We start from the raw sequence: 14,506 nt of genomic DNA, 5'->3' as shown, positions 1-14,506 counted from the left end.
CGTCACTGGTCTCCAGGGGAGTTGTGCCCGCAGTGCCAGCAGCTCCGCGAGCCGTCAGCGTGGACGGCGTGGGGCCGGGTGCGGCGCTCGTTGGGGCAGTGGAGGAACTCGCAGGACTCGGCGTTGGCGGGGAGAGCCAGGGCGCAGCGGCGGGCGCGGCGCCAGCTCTGGACGAGCGGGGCGACGATGTACGCCGCGGCCGTCACCAGCCCGGCACTGCACGCCGTCACGCTCACGCCGATCAGGTAGGGGTCACTCACCGGACGCGCCGCCTTTCGCCGGCACCGGGGCGAGCGTCCCGGCACGGTCGACGGCCTCGCGGCACAGGTAGTCCAGCGAGCGGTGCTCAGCGCGGATCTGCCGGTCCAGGCTGAGCCGGGCGCCCTCGGAGAGGTACAGCAGGCGGGAGGTCTCGCGGAGCTGGACGCGCAGTGCCTCGGCCTCACGGCTCAATGCGGTCTTCTCGGCGCGGAGCCGCTCGTTCTCGGCCTGGCACACCTGGGCGACGGCCTCAGCGGCGGCCACCTGCCGCGCGGCGCGGCGGGACATACGGCTCATGACCGCACCTCCAGCAGCGTGGCCGGGATCAGTGGCCAGTCCAGCCGGACGCTCACGGCAAGGTGCTCCTTGCCGTCCGTTCTGGCGAAGTACTCACGCAGCCCTTCGGCCTGCTCGCGCGCCCAGTGGACTTGCTGCTCGTGGAGGTCGCCCAGGTCCACGCGCGTGAGCCACCGGTGCCGGTTGGCGAGCTTCCACGTCACCGCGCACGCCGCGACCGCGTCGGCCTGGGCCGTGTGCGCGTTGTCGAGCTGGACCACGTAGTGCCGGCACAGGTCGGTCAAGGTCCGGCCGCCCTTGCGGAACCGGTCCACCTTCTTGTCCAGGACGCGCGGGTCCAGCACGCGCGGGGCGGCGCGCTCGAACAGCGGACGCACGCCGTGGCGCCGTGCCTCCCGGTCCAGCATGGTCAGGTCGAACTGCGCGTTCATGGCGACGATGGGCACGCTGAGGTCCGCGGCCTCGGCCAGCGCGTCGGTGATCTCCGCGATCACGTCCGGGGCCGGGCAACCCGCAGAGCGGGCGTACTCCGTCGTGATGCCGTGCACGGCGGTCGCCCCGGCGGGGATGTCGACGCCCGGGTCAGCCAGCCACGACCGGCCGGTGGTGGGCTGCCCGCCGCCGTAGTGGACGACCGAGGCGGTGACGATGCGGTCGTGCTCCGGGTCGGTCCCGGAAGTCTCAAGGTCGAAGCCGCAAAAGGGCTTCCGATGCCAGCTCATGCCGTTCCTTCCGACGTGCAGAGACCGGACCCCCGGGGGGCCCGCCACGGCCGGGCGGCCGTGACGAGTCCCCACGGGGAAGGGGCGAGGGGCCGGTATCACCGGCGACCGCCCCGGTTCTTCTTGGGCTTGGACCGGCCCCGGCCCTTGCCCTTGACCGGCAGCGGCCGGACGGCGACCAACTGGGGCGCCTCGGCGGCGCGGTGCGCCCGCTCGGCCTCGGCGACCAGCGCGGCCGTCTCGGTGTCCGGGGCGTGGAGGATCTGAAGCTGTCCGGCGTCGCCGGCGTCCTCGACGGCACCGAGCGCGCGCAGCTCCGCCGAGGTGGGCACGACCTTCTCCAGGCGCCGGATCGCCGACTTCAACCACATGTCGTCGAAGCGGAGGTGCCAGAAGGAGTCACGCGCTCCGGACTCCTCCGCGCGCCGGTACGCCTCGCTGTACTCGTCGCGGATCGTCTCGGCGTCCTCGCGGTTGAGCAGGACCACCTGGGACCGGCCGCCACCCTTCATCCGGCAGAACGCGTAGGCCAGGATCGGCTCCCCGCGCTCGGCCTTGGACAGGTCCGGCCGCGGCTTGTGCGTGAAGTCCAGCGGGTACGGGGCGGTGGGCTCGTAGCTCCACTCCTCGTTCGCGTGGATCATCAGCACGTGGACCGACTCCACCCGGCCGGACCGGTACATCAGCTCGACGTAACCCCGGTAGGTCGGGATGAACGTGGCCAGGTTCCCGGACGCGGTGATGACGGCCTGCTGACCGTCCGGGATCAAGCCGAACCGCGCACAGGTCAGCAGGGCCTGGAGCTTGGACGCCGGGGTGCACCGGCTGAGCGAGGGCAGGACGGCGCGCACGGCGGCGAAGAACGGCCCGGCCTCCAGGTGTGCGGGCAGGGCCTCGTTGAAGTGCTCCTCGTACCGGCGCAGCCACTCCATGACGCCCTCGGCGCCGTCCGGGTGGCCGGCGCCCTGCTCGCCCTCGCCGTCCGCCGTCCGCTCGTGCCCGTCGTCCAGGGCCGGGCCGACCGGCCCGGTGCCGCGCGCGGTGGCGGCCTTCACTCGGTCCTTGAGGCTGGTCGCCATGTCACAGCTCCTTCGCAGGCACGCGCAGCACGCGCGCGCGGAACTCGGTGTAGAGGTAGGGGTGTTCGGCCTTCAGCCGGTCGACGTCCAGTTCCTCGACCACGCGGGTCAGCTCGGCGGCCAGCTCCGGGTGCGCCTCGCGGAACCGCTTTGCGGCGAAGTTGCCGTTCTGCTTCCACGTCCAGGCCACGTCGTTGCCGCACTTCGCGACCTCGGCGGCCTCGTTGACCAGCCGCATCTCGTTCTCGACCGTGGTCAGATCGGTCTCCAGGGACTTGATCTGCTTCCGGAGGTAGGCCCGCTGGGCGCGCAGCTCACGGGCGCGGTCGCGGTCGACGTCCACGATGTCCTCGGGCTTGGCGACCCACAGGCGGCCCAGCAGCTCCTTCGTGGCCTCCAGGCCATCGGCCGGCGGCGGGAACCCCTCGACCACGTGCTTCTGGTACCAGTCGCCGCAGTGCTGGACGAGGTAGCCGATCAGCTCTTCGTCGCGCTCCAGCCGGTGGTAGCGCAGCCGGTTACCGCCGATGAGGGCCGCGACCCATGCGTAGTCCCAGCCGCCCACGGCCATGTACCAATGGGCCTGGATCGCCGGGGAGTCGGGGATGCCCTCTTCCCAGTCGTCGGCCTGGTACTCACTGCGGTTCTTGCACTCGACCGGGGCCACCACGGCGCCGGACTCCGGGTCCAGGGCGTAGCGGTCGACGTTGGCGAGCATCCACGGCTGCTCGTTGTGGACGAGGGTGCCGGGCGGGGTGATGATCGGGACGTTCGCGCGGCGGGAGAAGGAGCGGGCGATGACGTCCTCCAGCTCCCGGCCGAACTCCATCGCCTCGTTGTCGGACTCGGTGTCCCGGCCATGCTTGGCCTCGAAGACGTGGCGCGGTCCCCTGTACTTGTCCAGGCCGAGGATCGCGGCGACGTCCGAGCCGCCGATCCCGGACCGGCGCACCGCGTGCCACTCGTCGGCGGAGGCGGTGGCGGGGAGCAGCAGGCGAGCGGTCGGCGCATCGGGCCGACCGGCGGCCGGGGCCGAAGCCCCGGACCGCTCGGTGGTGGTGATGGTCACGGGACGTTCCTCGTGGTCGTGGAGGTCGGGGCGGAGTCGGGATCGGGCTTGGCCAGGTCACGGAGGAAACTCGCGGCGCCCTTGGCGGACATGTGGCCCCGGCGTTCCTTGAGCTCGGCGCGAATGAGCGCGGCGGCGTCGCTGTGGCCGTGCTCCTCCAGGAGCAAGGCGGCCTGCTTGGCGTGCATCCCCCGGCGGCTTGCGGCGGCTGTGAGGATCAGGGCGACAGGGCCGTCCTCGGCCGGCGGTGCCGCCTGCTCCGGCGGCGCGGGGGCAGGCGGCGGGAGCTGTCGGTCGCGGGACTCCCTCAGTACGGCGACGTACATGTCTGTGTGGCCGCAGGGGTTCGTCCAGCGGTCGACGGTGTACTGGTCGCCGTCGTGGTGGAAGTGGTGAGGGCGGACGGTCTCCCAGCCGCGGGGACCACCACAAGCGGGGCACCGGGTGGAGATCGTCACGGTCACGATGCCGACCCCGCTGTAGCCGGGGCCGTCGCCGTCGTGGCGGATCCGGACGGTCATGCGGTCCGGGAGCGGCGAGACCGGCTCCTCACCGGCGACGTACCGCACCCAGACGGTTACCTCGTCGCCGGTGGGGGTGGCGTAGGCCTCGAACGCCCCCGCAGGCTGGTAGCCGACGTACTTCTCGGAGCCGGTGCGGATGAGGCGCGCTGCGGTCTTGGCGCTCATGGTGCTGGAGAAGATTCCGGCGAGGACCCAGGTACCGCGCTGGGCGCGGGCGGTCTCGGCGGCTGCATGGTGGTCGGTCGCGGCTCGGTAGGGGGAGCGCATCGCCATCACTCGCCTCCCTTCTGCCCGGGGATCGTGGAGAGCGCTGCGCGGGTAGCGAGCTGGGAGGGGTGGCGCAGGGCCGCGCAGTGGCGGCAGCTCGTGCTGTGCTCGTCGGCGGTGACGTCGGTGGCACGGCGGTGTGCGACGACCGAGGCCACCAGGGCGATGAACGTCGCGGCCATGGCGGCGAGGAGGAAGGTGCTCACCGGGCACCGCCGAGTGGGGCCTCGGGGTAGCTCGCCCAAACGTGCACGGGAACGTCACGCCAAACGGTGGTGAGCTGCGCCAGTCCCTGACGGTCGCCGTCACGGGTGAAGCAGACGTGTGCGGCAGTGCCGCCGATGATCTCGGCGACCTCGTCCACGATCTGGCCGTCGCCGGATTCGGCGTGGCGCTCTCCCCGCAGGGTGCCCAGGGGGTCGATCGACCACGTGAGCCCGGTGACGTCCGGGTGCTCCGCGAGGAGCTGGCTCAGCGCCGTAGCGGCCTGAGCCTGGGAGTTAGAGTGTGCGGTCACGGTCCCTCGATTCACTGGTGGTTGAGGTGACTGGGTGGGCGGGGTCGTCAGGACCCGGCATGGTCCGGGCGGCCCCGTTCGCCGTCAGGCGCCGCGCTTGCGCCCCTGGGCAGGGCGGATGGTGCGCAGGTTGGCGGCGGGGTTCTCCGCGCTGGTGGGCGCGGCCTCGGCCTGGGTCAGCGCCAGCTCGACCGTGGTCGGCATGACGCTGCAAAGGGCCTGGATGATGGCGAGTTCGCACTCGCAGAAGACGGCTGCCTCGCCAATTCGCTGGTGCGGCAGGCTGCTGATGTGGTCACGCAGCCACCCCTCCTTGCAGCCGAGCTTGTCGGCGGCCTCGGGGTACCTGTAGTTCCGGACGGTGGTGCACCGGCAGTACTCGCGCCGGGCCGACACGGCCGCTGCTCGGACCTGGAGTGCCCGGCTCATGCCGGCACCTGCTCGACCTCGGGCACCTCGCTCGTGAGCGCCAGGAGTTCGTCCAGAGTGTCGAGCCCGTACGCGTCCCTCAGCCTGACGAGCGTCGCGATGCTCGGCGTCGTCTCGCCGGCGAGGAGACGCGTGATGGTCGAGTTCCGCACCCCGGCGCGGGTGGCGATCGCGAGACTCGTGTGATCGCCGGCCTCCTCGGCCTTGGCGTTGAGAACGTCGCTACGGAGGCGAATGGACACAGTCCCTCCCTTCGCATGAGTTGCATCACTGCAACGCGGTTGCTTGCGTGCAACCCTAGATCAGTTGCTTGCACGCGTGCAACCGGCGGCGTGTGAAATCCGAAGGTGAATTTTCTGACCTTGAACCAGGAGCGATGGGCATCTCATCTGCGGTAAGACGAAAGGGGCCTCTCACCTGGTCGATTGCACGCATGCAAGCGCTCGCCAGTTGCACGCATGGGCGCTACCCTCCGCCCATGCGGAGTATGGAACCCCCCAAGGAGGGGACCGTGGCCCAGCGCTTCGGTGCCCTCATTCACGCCCTCGCGACGCGCGCGGGCTACGACCTCACCCCCGGCGCCGGCGGACGGCTAGAACTGGCCAGGCTCAGCGGCATGCACAAGAGCAGCGTTGGCCGCATGCTCGACGGCCAGACGCTCCCCAACCCCAGCAACTTCGCTGGCCTGGCCCGCGCCCTCGACGTCGACGTCCTCGACCTCATGGTTGAAGGCGAAATCCTCACCGAAGAAGACAGGCGCAAAAGCGCTGGCACAGATGTACGCTCAGCTACCTCACAAACACACCCACTCACCCCAGAAGCAGCAGCCGATGCATGGGGCATCAAGAACCCCATCATTCGCGGCATGCTCCTGAGCAACATCAACGAGGCGATTCGGCTCCAGCACGAGGCAGATCAGCCGGGAACGGCGTCTACAGGGGGCCCGTAAGCCAGGCACGAGGCAAGGGGGACGTTGTATGCCGGGTAGAAACACCATCGCCACAATGTGTGGGCTCGGCGCTGGTATCACCCTCACTATCGCGGCGATGGACGAGTACGAACCCGGTGACATCGGCAGCATCCTTCTGTTTGCTGCCGCCAGACTGCTCCCGATGATGGCCGTGACGGTGATCGCCCTGGCGTTCGCCAAGAAGTGGATCAACGCCCACGAGGCACGTACCCAGGGACAGCTCAACGACATGGCGGAGCTGCGCCGCCAGCTCGACGAAGACCACGGCCGTCGACTGCTGGAAATCCAGGCCCGCGAGGAGCGGCTGAATCAACTCTCCGACGCCCACAACACCCAACTCGTCAGCTTGGCCCAGCGACTTGACGAGGCACTGGCCGGACAGCAGACGGAGCGGCACCTCCGCGCCGTGCTCCAGACGGAGTTCGACCTGCTCGCGGCCGAACACAACGCACTGATCGTGGAGGTCCTGCGAGAGCGTGCCTCCGCCTTCACCCGAGGTGCCAGCCGCCCAGCGAGTTCCTCAACCTCCGGCTCCGCGGGGTCCCCCACGCCCCACGGGCCGGCGCGCCTTCGAACCTCCCTCACCGCCATCCCGCAGCCGCACGACGAGCACACCGGCGCGACCGAAGGTGTTGGCGACGCCGGATAGCTCCCTCGCCCCATATGCAGAAGGGCCCCGCTGGGGCCCTTCTGCATATCTGCGAATCGTCAGGCCACTGACTCCTGTCCGTCCTCCGTCGCCGTTCGCGTCCAGGGATTGAGCGCGCACACCCGCAGCGCCTCCGTGCGGGCTGCCGCGTACGCGGCCAGGACTGCGTCCCGCTGAAGCCCCCACGCGGAAGCCTCGGTGTGGCCTTGAGGGCGGTGCTCGGTGTGCCGGACGGCCGCCTCGGTGGTGTAGGCGTCCTCCCACTCCCACACCCACCCCCGCCGCGGCTCGTGTGTTTCGGGACTGGCCACGCGCTCCGTGCCGTCCGGCTCGTAGCAGGCCGGCCCGACGCTCCACGCCTGTACCCGGGCCGGAACGTGGCTGCGCACGGTGTCCCGGCCGCCGGCGACCGCCCGCTGCCACCAGGCCGCCGAGACCGCCTCAACCAGTGCGGTCTCGCCCCGGTCCAGCTCCCACTGCTCAGCCACGGCCGCCGCGTCGTCCGCATCCCAGAACCCGAGGACGTGAGTCCCCACATGGACGGCGTGCACCTGCTCGCCCTGCTTCTGCTGCGGCAACCTCACCAACTCGGCCACGGCCTTCACAGCGGGATCGCTCTCCAGCCGGACATCCAGGACACGGTCGAGCGTCACGAGCGCGGCCTTGTGCGCCGACTCGAGGAGGTGCCCGTACCGGTCGCTGGTCGTCTGGATCGACTCGTGCCCCAGGCGCCGCTGCACGTAGGTCAAGCTGTGCCCGTCCGACAGCAGCGCAGCGACGTGCGAGTGCCGAAGATCGTGGAAGGTGGGGAACTTCCAGTGAGGCAGCAAGCCCTCCTTCTTGGCCTTCTTCACCGCCCGGTTCCAACGCTCCCAGAACGTCCCGTACTTGATGCGCTCACCGTCCTGGCCACGGAACACGAGCTCGTCCATGCCCTGATCGGCGAGGCCGTAGTCCTGGAGCTCCCGCCACAGCCCGGCCGTGATCTCAACCGTCCGCCGGCTGGCCGGGGACTTGGGCGCGCCCAGGTAGAAGACGGATGGCGTCTGCCGCTTCCAGGCCCGGGTGACACGCACCTCGTAGCTGTCCGGACCGGTGTTGCGCACGTGCTTGGTGGCCAGGGCCGTGAGCTCGCCCCAGCGGAGCCCGGTTCCGTAGGCAGTCCGTACGAGCATCCGGTCCGAGGCGCGCGGGAAGCAGCTGACCAGGCCGGCGACCTCCGTAGGAGTCATGAACTCCATCTCGTCGCCGGAGTCGTCCTCGACGCCGTGCTCGTCGTCCTTCGGCAGCCGGGTCAAGTCACACGGGTTGCGGTCCCGCAGCGGCGGCTCGGCGACCATGGCTTCTTTCAGGACCGACGAGAGCAGGCCGTGAAGTCCCCGCAGCGTTCCTGATGACATGTCCTTCGGCTTGCCGCCCCCACGTCGAACCTTCGTGGCCCGCATCTTGTTGATCCAGGCGCCGATCGTCGCCTTACTGAAGTGCTCGGCGCTCCGGATGTCGCAGTTCTGGAACGTGGGGAAGATATACATCTCCAGGTTCCTGATGCGCTGCCGCTTGTAGTAGTCGCCCGCCGTGCGGTTGTCGATGGAGGCACGGGCGAACTGGTCGAACCGGTATCGCAGTTCGTCGTCGGACTCCGGGTCGATGTACCCCTTGCCCTTGACCCAGCCAGGGGGCCAGTTCTGACCGTGCTCGTCAACGGAGTCCTTGAAGACCTTCGCTGAGTCCTCGTCCTCGAACCGCTCGTTCTGCCAATCGCCGGTCCTCGACCCACCATCACGCCACTTCACCTGGTAGCTGGTGACCTCGCCGGCCGCATTCTTGCGTGGAACAACGCTCGCCATAGCGGGTGAGAGTACTCCGGTGTTCCCAGCGTGTTCCCAAGGGTGCACAGGAACCGGCCAACATCCCACCATCTCAGCAGGTCAGCGCATAGATAAAGAAAGACGGCCGGAGCCCCCGCACAGTGGGCTCCGGCCGTCGTTCAGGTGGCGTACGGGGTCAGAGGGCGAGGCCCGTGAAGACCATGACCCGCTCGTACGTGTAGTCGTCCATCGCGAACCGCACACCCTCGCGGCCGACGCCGGACTGCTTGACACCGCCGTACGGCATCTGGTCCGCGCGGTACGACGGGACGTCGCCGACGATCACGCCGCCGACCTCCAGCTCGCGGTGGGCGCGGAAGGCCGTCTGGAGGTCGTGCGTGAACACGCCCGCCTGGAGGCCGTACTTGGAGTCGTTGACCGCGGCGAACGCCTCGGCCTCGCCCTCCACCTTGCGGATCGTCAGGACCGGGCCGAAGACCTCCTCGCAGGAGACCGTGGTGTCGGCCGGTACGTCGGCGAGAACGGTCGGGGCGTACGAGGCACCCTCGCGCTTTCCGCCGGTCAGCAGGCTCGCGCCGGCCCTGACGGCCTCGTCGACCCACGACTCGACGCGCTTGGCGGCGTCCTCGTTGACCAGCGGGCCGACGTCGGTGGAAGCGTCGTTCGGGTCGCCGGTGACCTGGGCCTCGACGGCCGCGACGATCTTCGGGACGAGACGCTCGTACACGGACGCGTCGGCGATCACGCGCTGCACGGAGATGCAGGACTGGCCGGCCTGGTAGTTGGAGAAGGTCGCGATGCGGGTCGCGGCCCAGTCCAGGTCCTCGTCCGAGGCCCAGTCGGCGAGGACGACGGCCGCGCCGTTGCCGCCGAGCTCCAGGGTGCAGTGCTTGCGCGGCACCGAGTCCATGATCGCGTAACCGACCTTCTCGGACCCGGTGAAGGAGATGACGGGCAGGCGCTCGTCCTGCACCAGCGCGGGCATCTTGTCGTTGGCGACCGGCAGCACCGACCACGAACCGGCCGGCAGGTCGGTCTCGGCGAGCAGCTCACCCAGGATCAGGCCGGACAGCGGCGTGGCGGGCGCCGGCTTGAGGATGATCGGGGCGCCGACGGCGATGGCCGGGGCGACCTTGTGCGCGCACAGGTTCAGCGGGAAGTTGAACGGCGCGATGCCGAGGACGGTGCCGCGGGGGAAGCGGCGCGTCAGGGCGAGGCGGCCGACGCCACCGGCGTCGGTGTCGAGGCGCTGGGCCTCGCCGCCGTTGAAACGACGAGCCTCCTCGGCGGCGAACCGGAACACGGAAACGGCGCGGCCGACTTCACCGCGGGCCCACTTGATCGGCTTGCCGTTCTCGGCGGAGATCAGCTGCGCGATCTCCTCCGTCCGCTCCACGAGACGCTTGCTGACGTGGTCGAGGGCGGCGGCGCGGACGTGCGCGGGGGTGGCCGCGAACTCGGCCTCCACGGCGTGCGCGGCGGCGACGGCCTCTTCGACCTGCGCGTCGGTGGGGATGCTCACGGTACCGACGAGCCGGCCGTCCCAGGGGGACGTGACGTCGAACGCGTCCTCGCCGGTGGCCTGGCGGCCGGCGAGCCAGAAGGCGTGGGTGGAAGTCATGTCGTTTCCGGCCCTTCCGAGGGGGTGGGTGCTGATGCCACCACGGTAGGGGTGCGAGGGCCGCAGGTCGTTTGTCCGACGTGGAGTGCTGCGCGTCGCGGGGACGCCGGTTTGGAGGACGACACGCCGTGGCGCCTCCGGCCGGGGCGGGTGGAGGCGGGGTGCGGGGCGGCGGAGGCCCGGGCCCGGGGCCCGGGCGCCCTCCGGATGTGCCCTCGGAACGCCGGACAGGACGGAGGCCCGCCCGGCGGGGCAACTTCCCAGGCCGGCCCCACGGGCGCCGCCTCAGGCGGCGCCGGACCCCGCCCCGGACGTCGCCTTGAGGGCCAGCCACAGCTCCATCCGTACGTCCGCGTCGTCCAGGGACCGGCCCAGGATCTCCTCGACCCGACGCATCCGGTAGCGCAGCGTGTGCCGGTGGACGCCCAGGTCCGCCGCCGCCGCGTCCCACTGGCCGTGCCGGGAGAGCCACGCCCGCAGGGACGCGATCAGGTCGCCCCGGCCCTTCGCGTCGTGTTCGTGCAGCGCCCGCAGCGTCCCGTCCGCGAAGGACCGCACGGCGTCGTCCGCCAGCAGCTGCATCACCGAACCCGCCGCCAGCTCCTCGTGCTCGACCAGCGCGCGGCCCCGCCGCCGGGCGACCGAGAGCGCCTGTTCCGCCTGCTTGTACGCGCCGACCGCCGTGATCGGCCCGGCCGGCGCCGAGAGGCCGACCACCAGGTCGTCCGCGTCCGCCGGCTCGTGCGGCCGCGCCGAGTCGCCGCGCAGCGCCTCGGTCAGGGCCAGGCACGCCTCCACCGCTTCGCCGCCGTCCGCCGCCAGTACCACCAGCCGTTCGCCGTCCGGCACCACCAGGACCGGCTCCCCCGCCCGCAGCGCCGCCGACTCCATCGCGTCGGCGAGGGCGCCCAGCGGGTCGGTCGCGGCCGGCGCGCCCTCCGCCTCCGCGGCGGCCGGCTCGGCGATGAGGAGCCGGAAGGGGGCGTCCAGCAGCGCCCCGTACAGCTCCCCCGCCACCGCGCGGGCATGGTCAGGCTCCCCCGCCAGCAGCATCCGCAAAACCGCCGCACCGAGCCGCTGCTCGGCCGCCTGCAGGGACCGCGACCGCTCCGTGGTCAGGGTCAGCAGCGCGATCGCCGAGTGCACGGCGTACCGCTCGGCCGTGCCCAGCGGAGCCCCCGTGCCGACCGCCAGTACGCCCCGCACGCGCCGCCCCGCGCCCAGCGACTGGAGTTCGACGCGGTCGTCCGCCTCGGCGTCGCCGTCCGCCCCGCCGCCCCCGACGACGGAGCTCGCGGGCGCCGGCCGCTCCCGCAGCCGCTCCACATCGGCGGTGAGCCGGGCGGCCCGGCGCGCGGCCCAGTCCGGGGCGGCGGCGACCACCGAGCCGGAGACGTCGTACAGCGCGGCCCAGCCGTTGACGTGCGACGCGAGCCGGGCCAGCAGGTCACCGGGCCCGTCCCCGGAGAGGGCCGCCTTCGTCAGCTCGCGCTGCGCCTCGAACCCGGCGGTCACGGCGCGGTACTGGTCGGCGGCGTTCGCGGCGGAGACCGCCTTGCTGATGGCGAGGAAGGGCGTACGCCGGGGCACTTCCAGCAGCGGCAGGCCCTCCTCGGTGGCGGCGTCGACGAGAGCCTGCGGGATGTCGTCGTAGTGGACGCCGATGGCGAAGCCGAGGCCCACGACGCCCGCCCCGGCCAGCCGACGCACGTACTGGCGCATCACTTCCGGGTCCTCGGCCTCCAGCTTCACGGCGGTGACGAGCAGCAGTTCGCCGCCCTCCATGTACGGGACGGGGTCGGGGAGCTCGCTGACGTGGGCCCAGCGCACGGGCGTGTCCAGCCGGTCCTCACCGGCGCGCACGGTGAGCTTGAGCGCCGAGTGGTGGACGAGGGAGGCGAGAGTGGGCGGCATGGACGGCTGACCTTAAGGACGGAGGGGTGGTGCGGCGGCGGGGTCGATGCGGAGGATTTTCGCCGTCGCGTATGAACGGCTCACTTCGATTCTGCCAGGACGTATGGGTACCCGGCACCGCGCCACTCAGCCGTCCGCTCCGCCGCCGCTCAGCTCCGCAGATCCACCAGCAGCGGCGGAGCGTGTTCGCCGCGCACCGTGGTCAGCGACAGCACCGCGTGCCCGGCGGGTACCGAGTGCGCCAGTTCGGACGCGGACCACCGCTCGCGCTCGACCTTGCGTACCGTGATCGCGTCCGTCGTCACGGCCTTGCCGGTCACGATCCGCCGGAAGACGTGCAGGGCGCGGGTGAGCGGCTGGTCGGCGAAGACCGTCCGGCTCGTCACGTCACGCGTCTCGACCCATTCGGTCCCCCACGCCTCGGCGAACCGCTTTCCGTCCCACGTGGTGACCCCCGAGAAGGCCATCCGGCATCCCACCGCGCCGAGCAGCGCCGCGTGCAGGTGCTCCGGTACGTCGTCCAGCGACCGCAGCGTGATCACCGCACCCGCGTGGGCCGACCGCAGGCGCTGGATGGCGCGCACGGTCTCGGCGGTGATCGCGCGCGTCGCGTCGTCCAGCACCAGGCAGGCGAAGAGCGAGCGGTCGGCGCGGTGCGCGGCGCTCGCCGTGAACTGGGCGAGGACGAGCCGTGCGAGCATCCGGGACGCCTCGGCGTGACCGCGCTCGGGCAGGTCGATCCGGACCCGCAGCGGGTGTTCGAGGGACCGCAGCGAGAAGGGCCGGGTCCTGCCGCTGGTGTCGAAGAAGGAGGCGAACGCCGGCCGGTCGAGCAGCGCGACCCGGTCGGCGAGCGCGAGCCCCGGGTCGCCGGGAGCGCCGGACTGGCGCGCCCGCGCGTCGAGCTCGCGCTGGAGGGCGTACCGCGAACCGTCGTCCAGGGCCTCGCGCAGCGCGCCGAGCGCGGCGGGCACGCCGTCGAGGAGCTCGCGCAGCTCGGGTACGGAGGGGAAGCGGCCGTAGGCGGCCCGGTACGGGCCGAGGAGCTGGGCGAGGGCGGTGGCGGCGCGGCGGCTGTCGACGTCGGGGAGGTCGCCGACGAAGCCCTCGGCGAGCACGGCGGCGGCCTCGTCCGGGTCGGTGGTGCCGCCGTACAGGTCCAGGTCGTACAGGGAGGCCGGGTCGCCGAGCTTGATCACGACGTCGTACGCCTCGTCCGGGCCGAGTGGCGTCCCGGCCGCCGCGACGGCGATGACGGCGGCCTGGCCGGCCAGGGCCTGCAGGGCGAGCGATTCGACGACGGGCCGCACCAGGGCCCTGGTCTTGCCGGTGCCGGGCGGGCCGACGGCGACGAGGGAGGTGCCGAGCAGCTCCGGGTCGAGGGCGAGGCCGGTACCGCGTCGGGCGTAGGGGTTGCGCTCGCCCGGATGGACGGTGCCGAGCCTGACCTGGCGGGCGTACAGGTCGTGCGCTGCGGCGCGTACGGGCAGGTCGCGCGCCCCGGAGGGGTGGGTGCAGGCGGCGGCGCCGTTGCGCAGGACGGTGTCGGTGAAGGCGCTCAGCCGGGTGGGGTCGGCCCGTACGGACTGCCAGGCGCGGCGGATCCGGGTGTGGTCGACGTCGTTCATACGCCCGGACCCGGTCTCCTCCGCGAGCCGGGCGGCGGCCGCGGCCTGGCCGGCGTCGCGCAGCTCGGGCCAGGCGGCGGGGTCGGCGGCGGAACCGGGTTCGGTGCGGGGGTCGGGCACGGCGCGGGCGGCGGCGGGCTTGGGGAGGAGGTAGCGGCGTACGACCTCGGCCCAGCGGCCCATGCGGCCGAAGGCGACGGCGAGGAGGAGGGCGAACAGGCCGTAGTAGAGGTACGAGACCCAGACGTAGGCCATGTTGCCGCCGTCCTCGCGCCACGCTTCGGGGGTGAACCAGAAGAGCGGCCAGAGCCAGAAGCTGATGTAGCCGTTCCAGCAGAGCGACCAGATGAGCAGGGCGGTGAGGAGCGAGATCAGGGCGCCGCTGACGAGCTGGCGGCCGGGGACGGTCTCGGGCTCCTCCGCCGGGCGCGGGACATGGCCGTACGACCAGACGCCGGGGCCGTCGGCGTTGCGCGGGGTCCGCAGCCAGTCGGTGAGGCTCGGCCCGGTGGCCGGGGCGTGGGTGGGGGCGGGCGGTACGGCGGGGGGCGGACCGGCGGGGCGCGGTACGGGGTGGGCCGGGGTGGCGCTCGCGTCGGGTGTGCCGGGTGTGGCCGTGCCCTCGGTGTCCATGTACTGCCCTGCCCCTCGTCCCCTGACCAGCCTGTGCGCAGGGCTTCAATCTAGTGCCCGGGGCAGGGCAGTTCACCGTCGCGCGCCCGGGCCGGGC

General features: G+C 71.9%; 16 protein-coding genes. 2 read left to right on the top strand and 14 right to left on the bottom strand.

The features are described from left to right. Positions 1–2: 2 nt before the first annotated feature. The 10 genes from IE185_RS07985 to IE185_RS07940 form a co-directional block, all read right to left on the bottom strand. Positions 3–260 carry a hypothetical protein gene (locus IE185_RS07985; protein ID WP_138895144.1) on the bottom strand — a complete coding sequence of 86 codons (258 nt, stop codon included), beginning with the start codon at positions 258–260 and terminating at the stop codon, positions 3–5. Further along, positions 253–558 carry a hypothetical protein gene (locus tag IE185_RS07980; RefSeq protein WP_138895143.1) on the bottom strand — a complete coding sequence of 102 codons (306 nt, stop codon included), beginning with the start codon at positions 556–558 and terminating at the stop codon, positions 253–255. The genes IE185_RS07985 and IE185_RS07980 overlap by 8 nt, the downstream gene beginning before the upstream one ends. Continuing rightward, positions 555–1,280 carry an exonuclease domain-containing protein gene (locus IE185_RS07975; RefSeq protein ID WP_138895142.1) on the bottom strand — a complete coding sequence of 242 codons (726 nt, stop codon included), beginning with the start codon at positions 1,278–1,280 and terminating at the stop codon, positions 555–557. The genes IE185_RS07980 and IE185_RS07975 overlap by 4 nt, the downstream gene beginning before the upstream one ends. 98 nt (positions 1,281–1,378) lie before the next feature. Beyond that, a complete protein-coding gene (locus IE185_RS07970) occupies positions 1,379–2,359 on the bottom strand; it encodes a recombinase RecT (protein ID WP_138895141.1) in 981 nt (326 codons plus the stop codon). Position 2,360: 1 nt separating this feature from the next. Then, a complete protein-coding gene (locus IE185_RS07965) occupies positions 2,361–3,428 on the bottom strand; it encodes a YqaJ viral recombinase family nuclease (RefSeq protein ID WP_229843389.1) in 1,068 nt (355 codons plus the stop codon). Then, entirely contained in the window at positions 3,425–4,225 is an 801-nt protein-coding gene (locus IE185_RS07960) for a hypothetical protein (protein ID WP_138895140.1), read from the bottom strand. Before IE185_RS07960 ends, IE185_RS07965 begins: the two co-directional genes overlap by 4 nt. Further along, complete coding sequence (locus tag IE185_RS07955) at positions 4,225–4,425, bottom strand: hypothetical protein (RefSeq protein ID WP_138895139.1); 201 nt, start codon at positions 4,423–4,425, stop codon at positions 4,225–4,227. Before IE185_RS07955 ends, IE185_RS07960 begins: the two co-directional genes overlap by 1 nt. Then, positions 4,422–4,736, bottom strand: a complete 315-nt coding sequence (locus IE185_RS07950) for a hypothetical protein (protein WP_138895138.1) — start codon at positions 4,734–4,736, stop codon at positions 4,422–4,424. The genes IE185_RS07955 and IE185_RS07950 overlap by 4 nt, the downstream gene beginning before the upstream one ends. 84 nt (positions 4,737–4,820) lie before the next feature. Then, positions 4,821–5,165 (bottom strand): hypothetical protein, encoded by a 345-nt coding sequence (locus tag IE185_RS07945; RefSeq protein WP_138895137.1) that lies wholly within the window; start codon positions 5,163–5,165, stop codon positions 4,821–4,823. Further along, on the bottom strand, positions 5,162–5,407 hold the full coding sequence (locus IE185_RS07940) for a helix-turn-helix domain-containing protein (protein WP_138895136.1): 246 nt from the start codon (positions 5,405–5,407) through the stop codon (positions 5,162–5,164). Before IE185_RS07940 ends, IE185_RS07945 begins: the two co-directional genes overlap by 4 nt. Before the next feature lie 269 nt (positions 5,408–5,676). On the opposite strand from IE185_RS07940, the gene IE185_RS07935 reads away from it, so the two are divergent. Both IE185_RS07935 and IE185_RS07930 read left to right on the top strand, forming a co-directional pair. Next, the gene (locus tag IE185_RS07935) at positions 5,677–6,114 is read left to right on the top strand and encodes a helix-turn-helix domain-containing protein (protein WP_229843388.1); all 438 of its coding nucleotides are present in this window, start codon (positions 5,677–5,679) and stop codon (positions 6,112–6,114) included. 97 nt (positions 6,115–6,211) lie between these two features. Beyond that, complete coding sequence (locus IE185_RS07930; RefSeq protein WP_138895134.1) at positions 6,212–6,784, top strand: hypothetical protein; 573 nt, start codon at positions 6,212–6,214, stop codon at positions 6,782–6,784. A 59-nt stretch (positions 6,785–6,843) separates the two neighbouring features. Here the strand turns inward: IE185_RS07930 and IE185_RS07925 are convergent, their stop codons facing one another. The 4 genes from IE185_RS07925 to IE185_RS07910 all read right to left on the bottom strand — a co-directional run bounded on the left by IE185_RS07925 (position 6,844) and on the right by IE185_RS07910 (position 14,409). Continuing rightward, entirely contained in the window at positions 6,844–8,631 is a 1,788-nt protein-coding gene (locus IE185_RS07925; protein WP_170198288.1) for a tyrosine-type recombinase/integrase, read from the bottom strand. A gap of 157 nt (positions 8,632–8,788) precedes the next feature. Further along, positions 8,789–10,234, bottom strand: coding sequence for an aldehyde dehydrogenase family protein (locus IE185_RS07920; RefSeq protein WP_138895132.1), 1,446 nt, complete (start codon positions 10,232–10,234; stop codon positions 8,789–8,791). A 285-nt stretch (positions 10,235–10,519) separates the two neighbouring features. Next, positions 10,520–12,148: a PucR family transcriptional regulator gene (locus tag IE185_RS07915; protein WP_138909740.1), complete on the bottom strand. Its 1,629-nt coding sequence runs from the start codon at positions 12,146–12,148 to the stop codon at positions 10,520–10,522. Positions 12,149–12,297: 149 nt separating this feature from the next. Continuing rightward, the gene (locus IE185_RS07910; protein ID WP_189714859.1) at positions 12,298–14,409 is read right to left on the bottom strand and encodes a type IV secretory system conjugative DNA transfer family protein; all 2,112 of its coding nucleotides are present in this window, start codon (positions 14,407–14,409) and stop codon (positions 12,298–12,300) included. Positions 14,410–14,506: the final 97 nt, after the last annotated feature.

The sequence above is a fragment of the Streptomyces chryseus genome (genome assembly GCF_014650755.1).
GTDB classification, from domain to species: Bacteria; Actinomycetota; Actinomycetes; order Streptomycetales; family Streptomycetaceae; genus Streptomyces; species Streptomyces chryseus.
This window is presented reverse-complemented; position numbering and strand designations above follow the sequence as displayed.

Bases quoted from the DNA above. Each gene is read 5' to 3' on its own strand.
- IE185_RS07915 (WP_138909740.1), bottom strand. From the start codon at position 12,148: ATGCCGCCCACTCTCGCCTCCCTCGTCCACCACTCGGCGCTCAAGCTC.
- IE185_RS07980 (WP_138895143.1), bottom strand. From the start codon at position 558: ATGAGCCGTATGTCCCGCCGCGCCGCGCGGCAGGTGGCCGCCGCTGAG.
- IE185_RS07970 (WP_138895141.1), bottom strand. From the start codon at position 2,359: ATGGCGACCAGCCTCAAGGACCGAGTGAAGGCCGCCACCGCGCGCGGC.
- IE185_RS07960 (WP_138895140.1), bottom strand. From the start codon at position 4,225: ATGGCGATGCGCTCCCCCTACCGAGCCGCGACCGACCACCATGCAGCC.
- IE185_RS07930 (WP_138895134.1), top strand. From the start codon at position 6,212: ATGGACGAGTACGAACCCGGTGACATCGGCAGCATCCTTCTGTTTGCT.
- IE185_RS07920 (WP_138895132.1), bottom strand. From the start codon at position 10,234: ATGACTTCCACCCACGCCTTCTGGCTCGCCGGCCGCCAGGCCACCGGC.
- IE185_RS07925 (WP_170198288.1), bottom strand. From the start codon at position 8,631: ATGGCGAGCGTTGTTCCACGCAAGAATGCGGCCGGCGAGGTCACCAGC.
- IE185_RS07910 (WP_189714859.1), bottom strand. From the start codon at position 14,409: ATGGACACCGAGGGCACGGCCACACCCGGCACACCCGACGCGAGCGCC.
- IE185_RS07975 (WP_138895142.1), bottom strand. From the start codon at position 1,280: ATGAGCTGGCATCGGAAGCCCTTTTGCGGCTTCGACCTTGAGACTTCC.
- IE185_RS07945 (WP_138895137.1), bottom strand. From the start codon at position 5,165: ATGAGCCGGGCACTCCAGGTCCGAGCAGCGGCCGTGTCGGCCCGGCGC.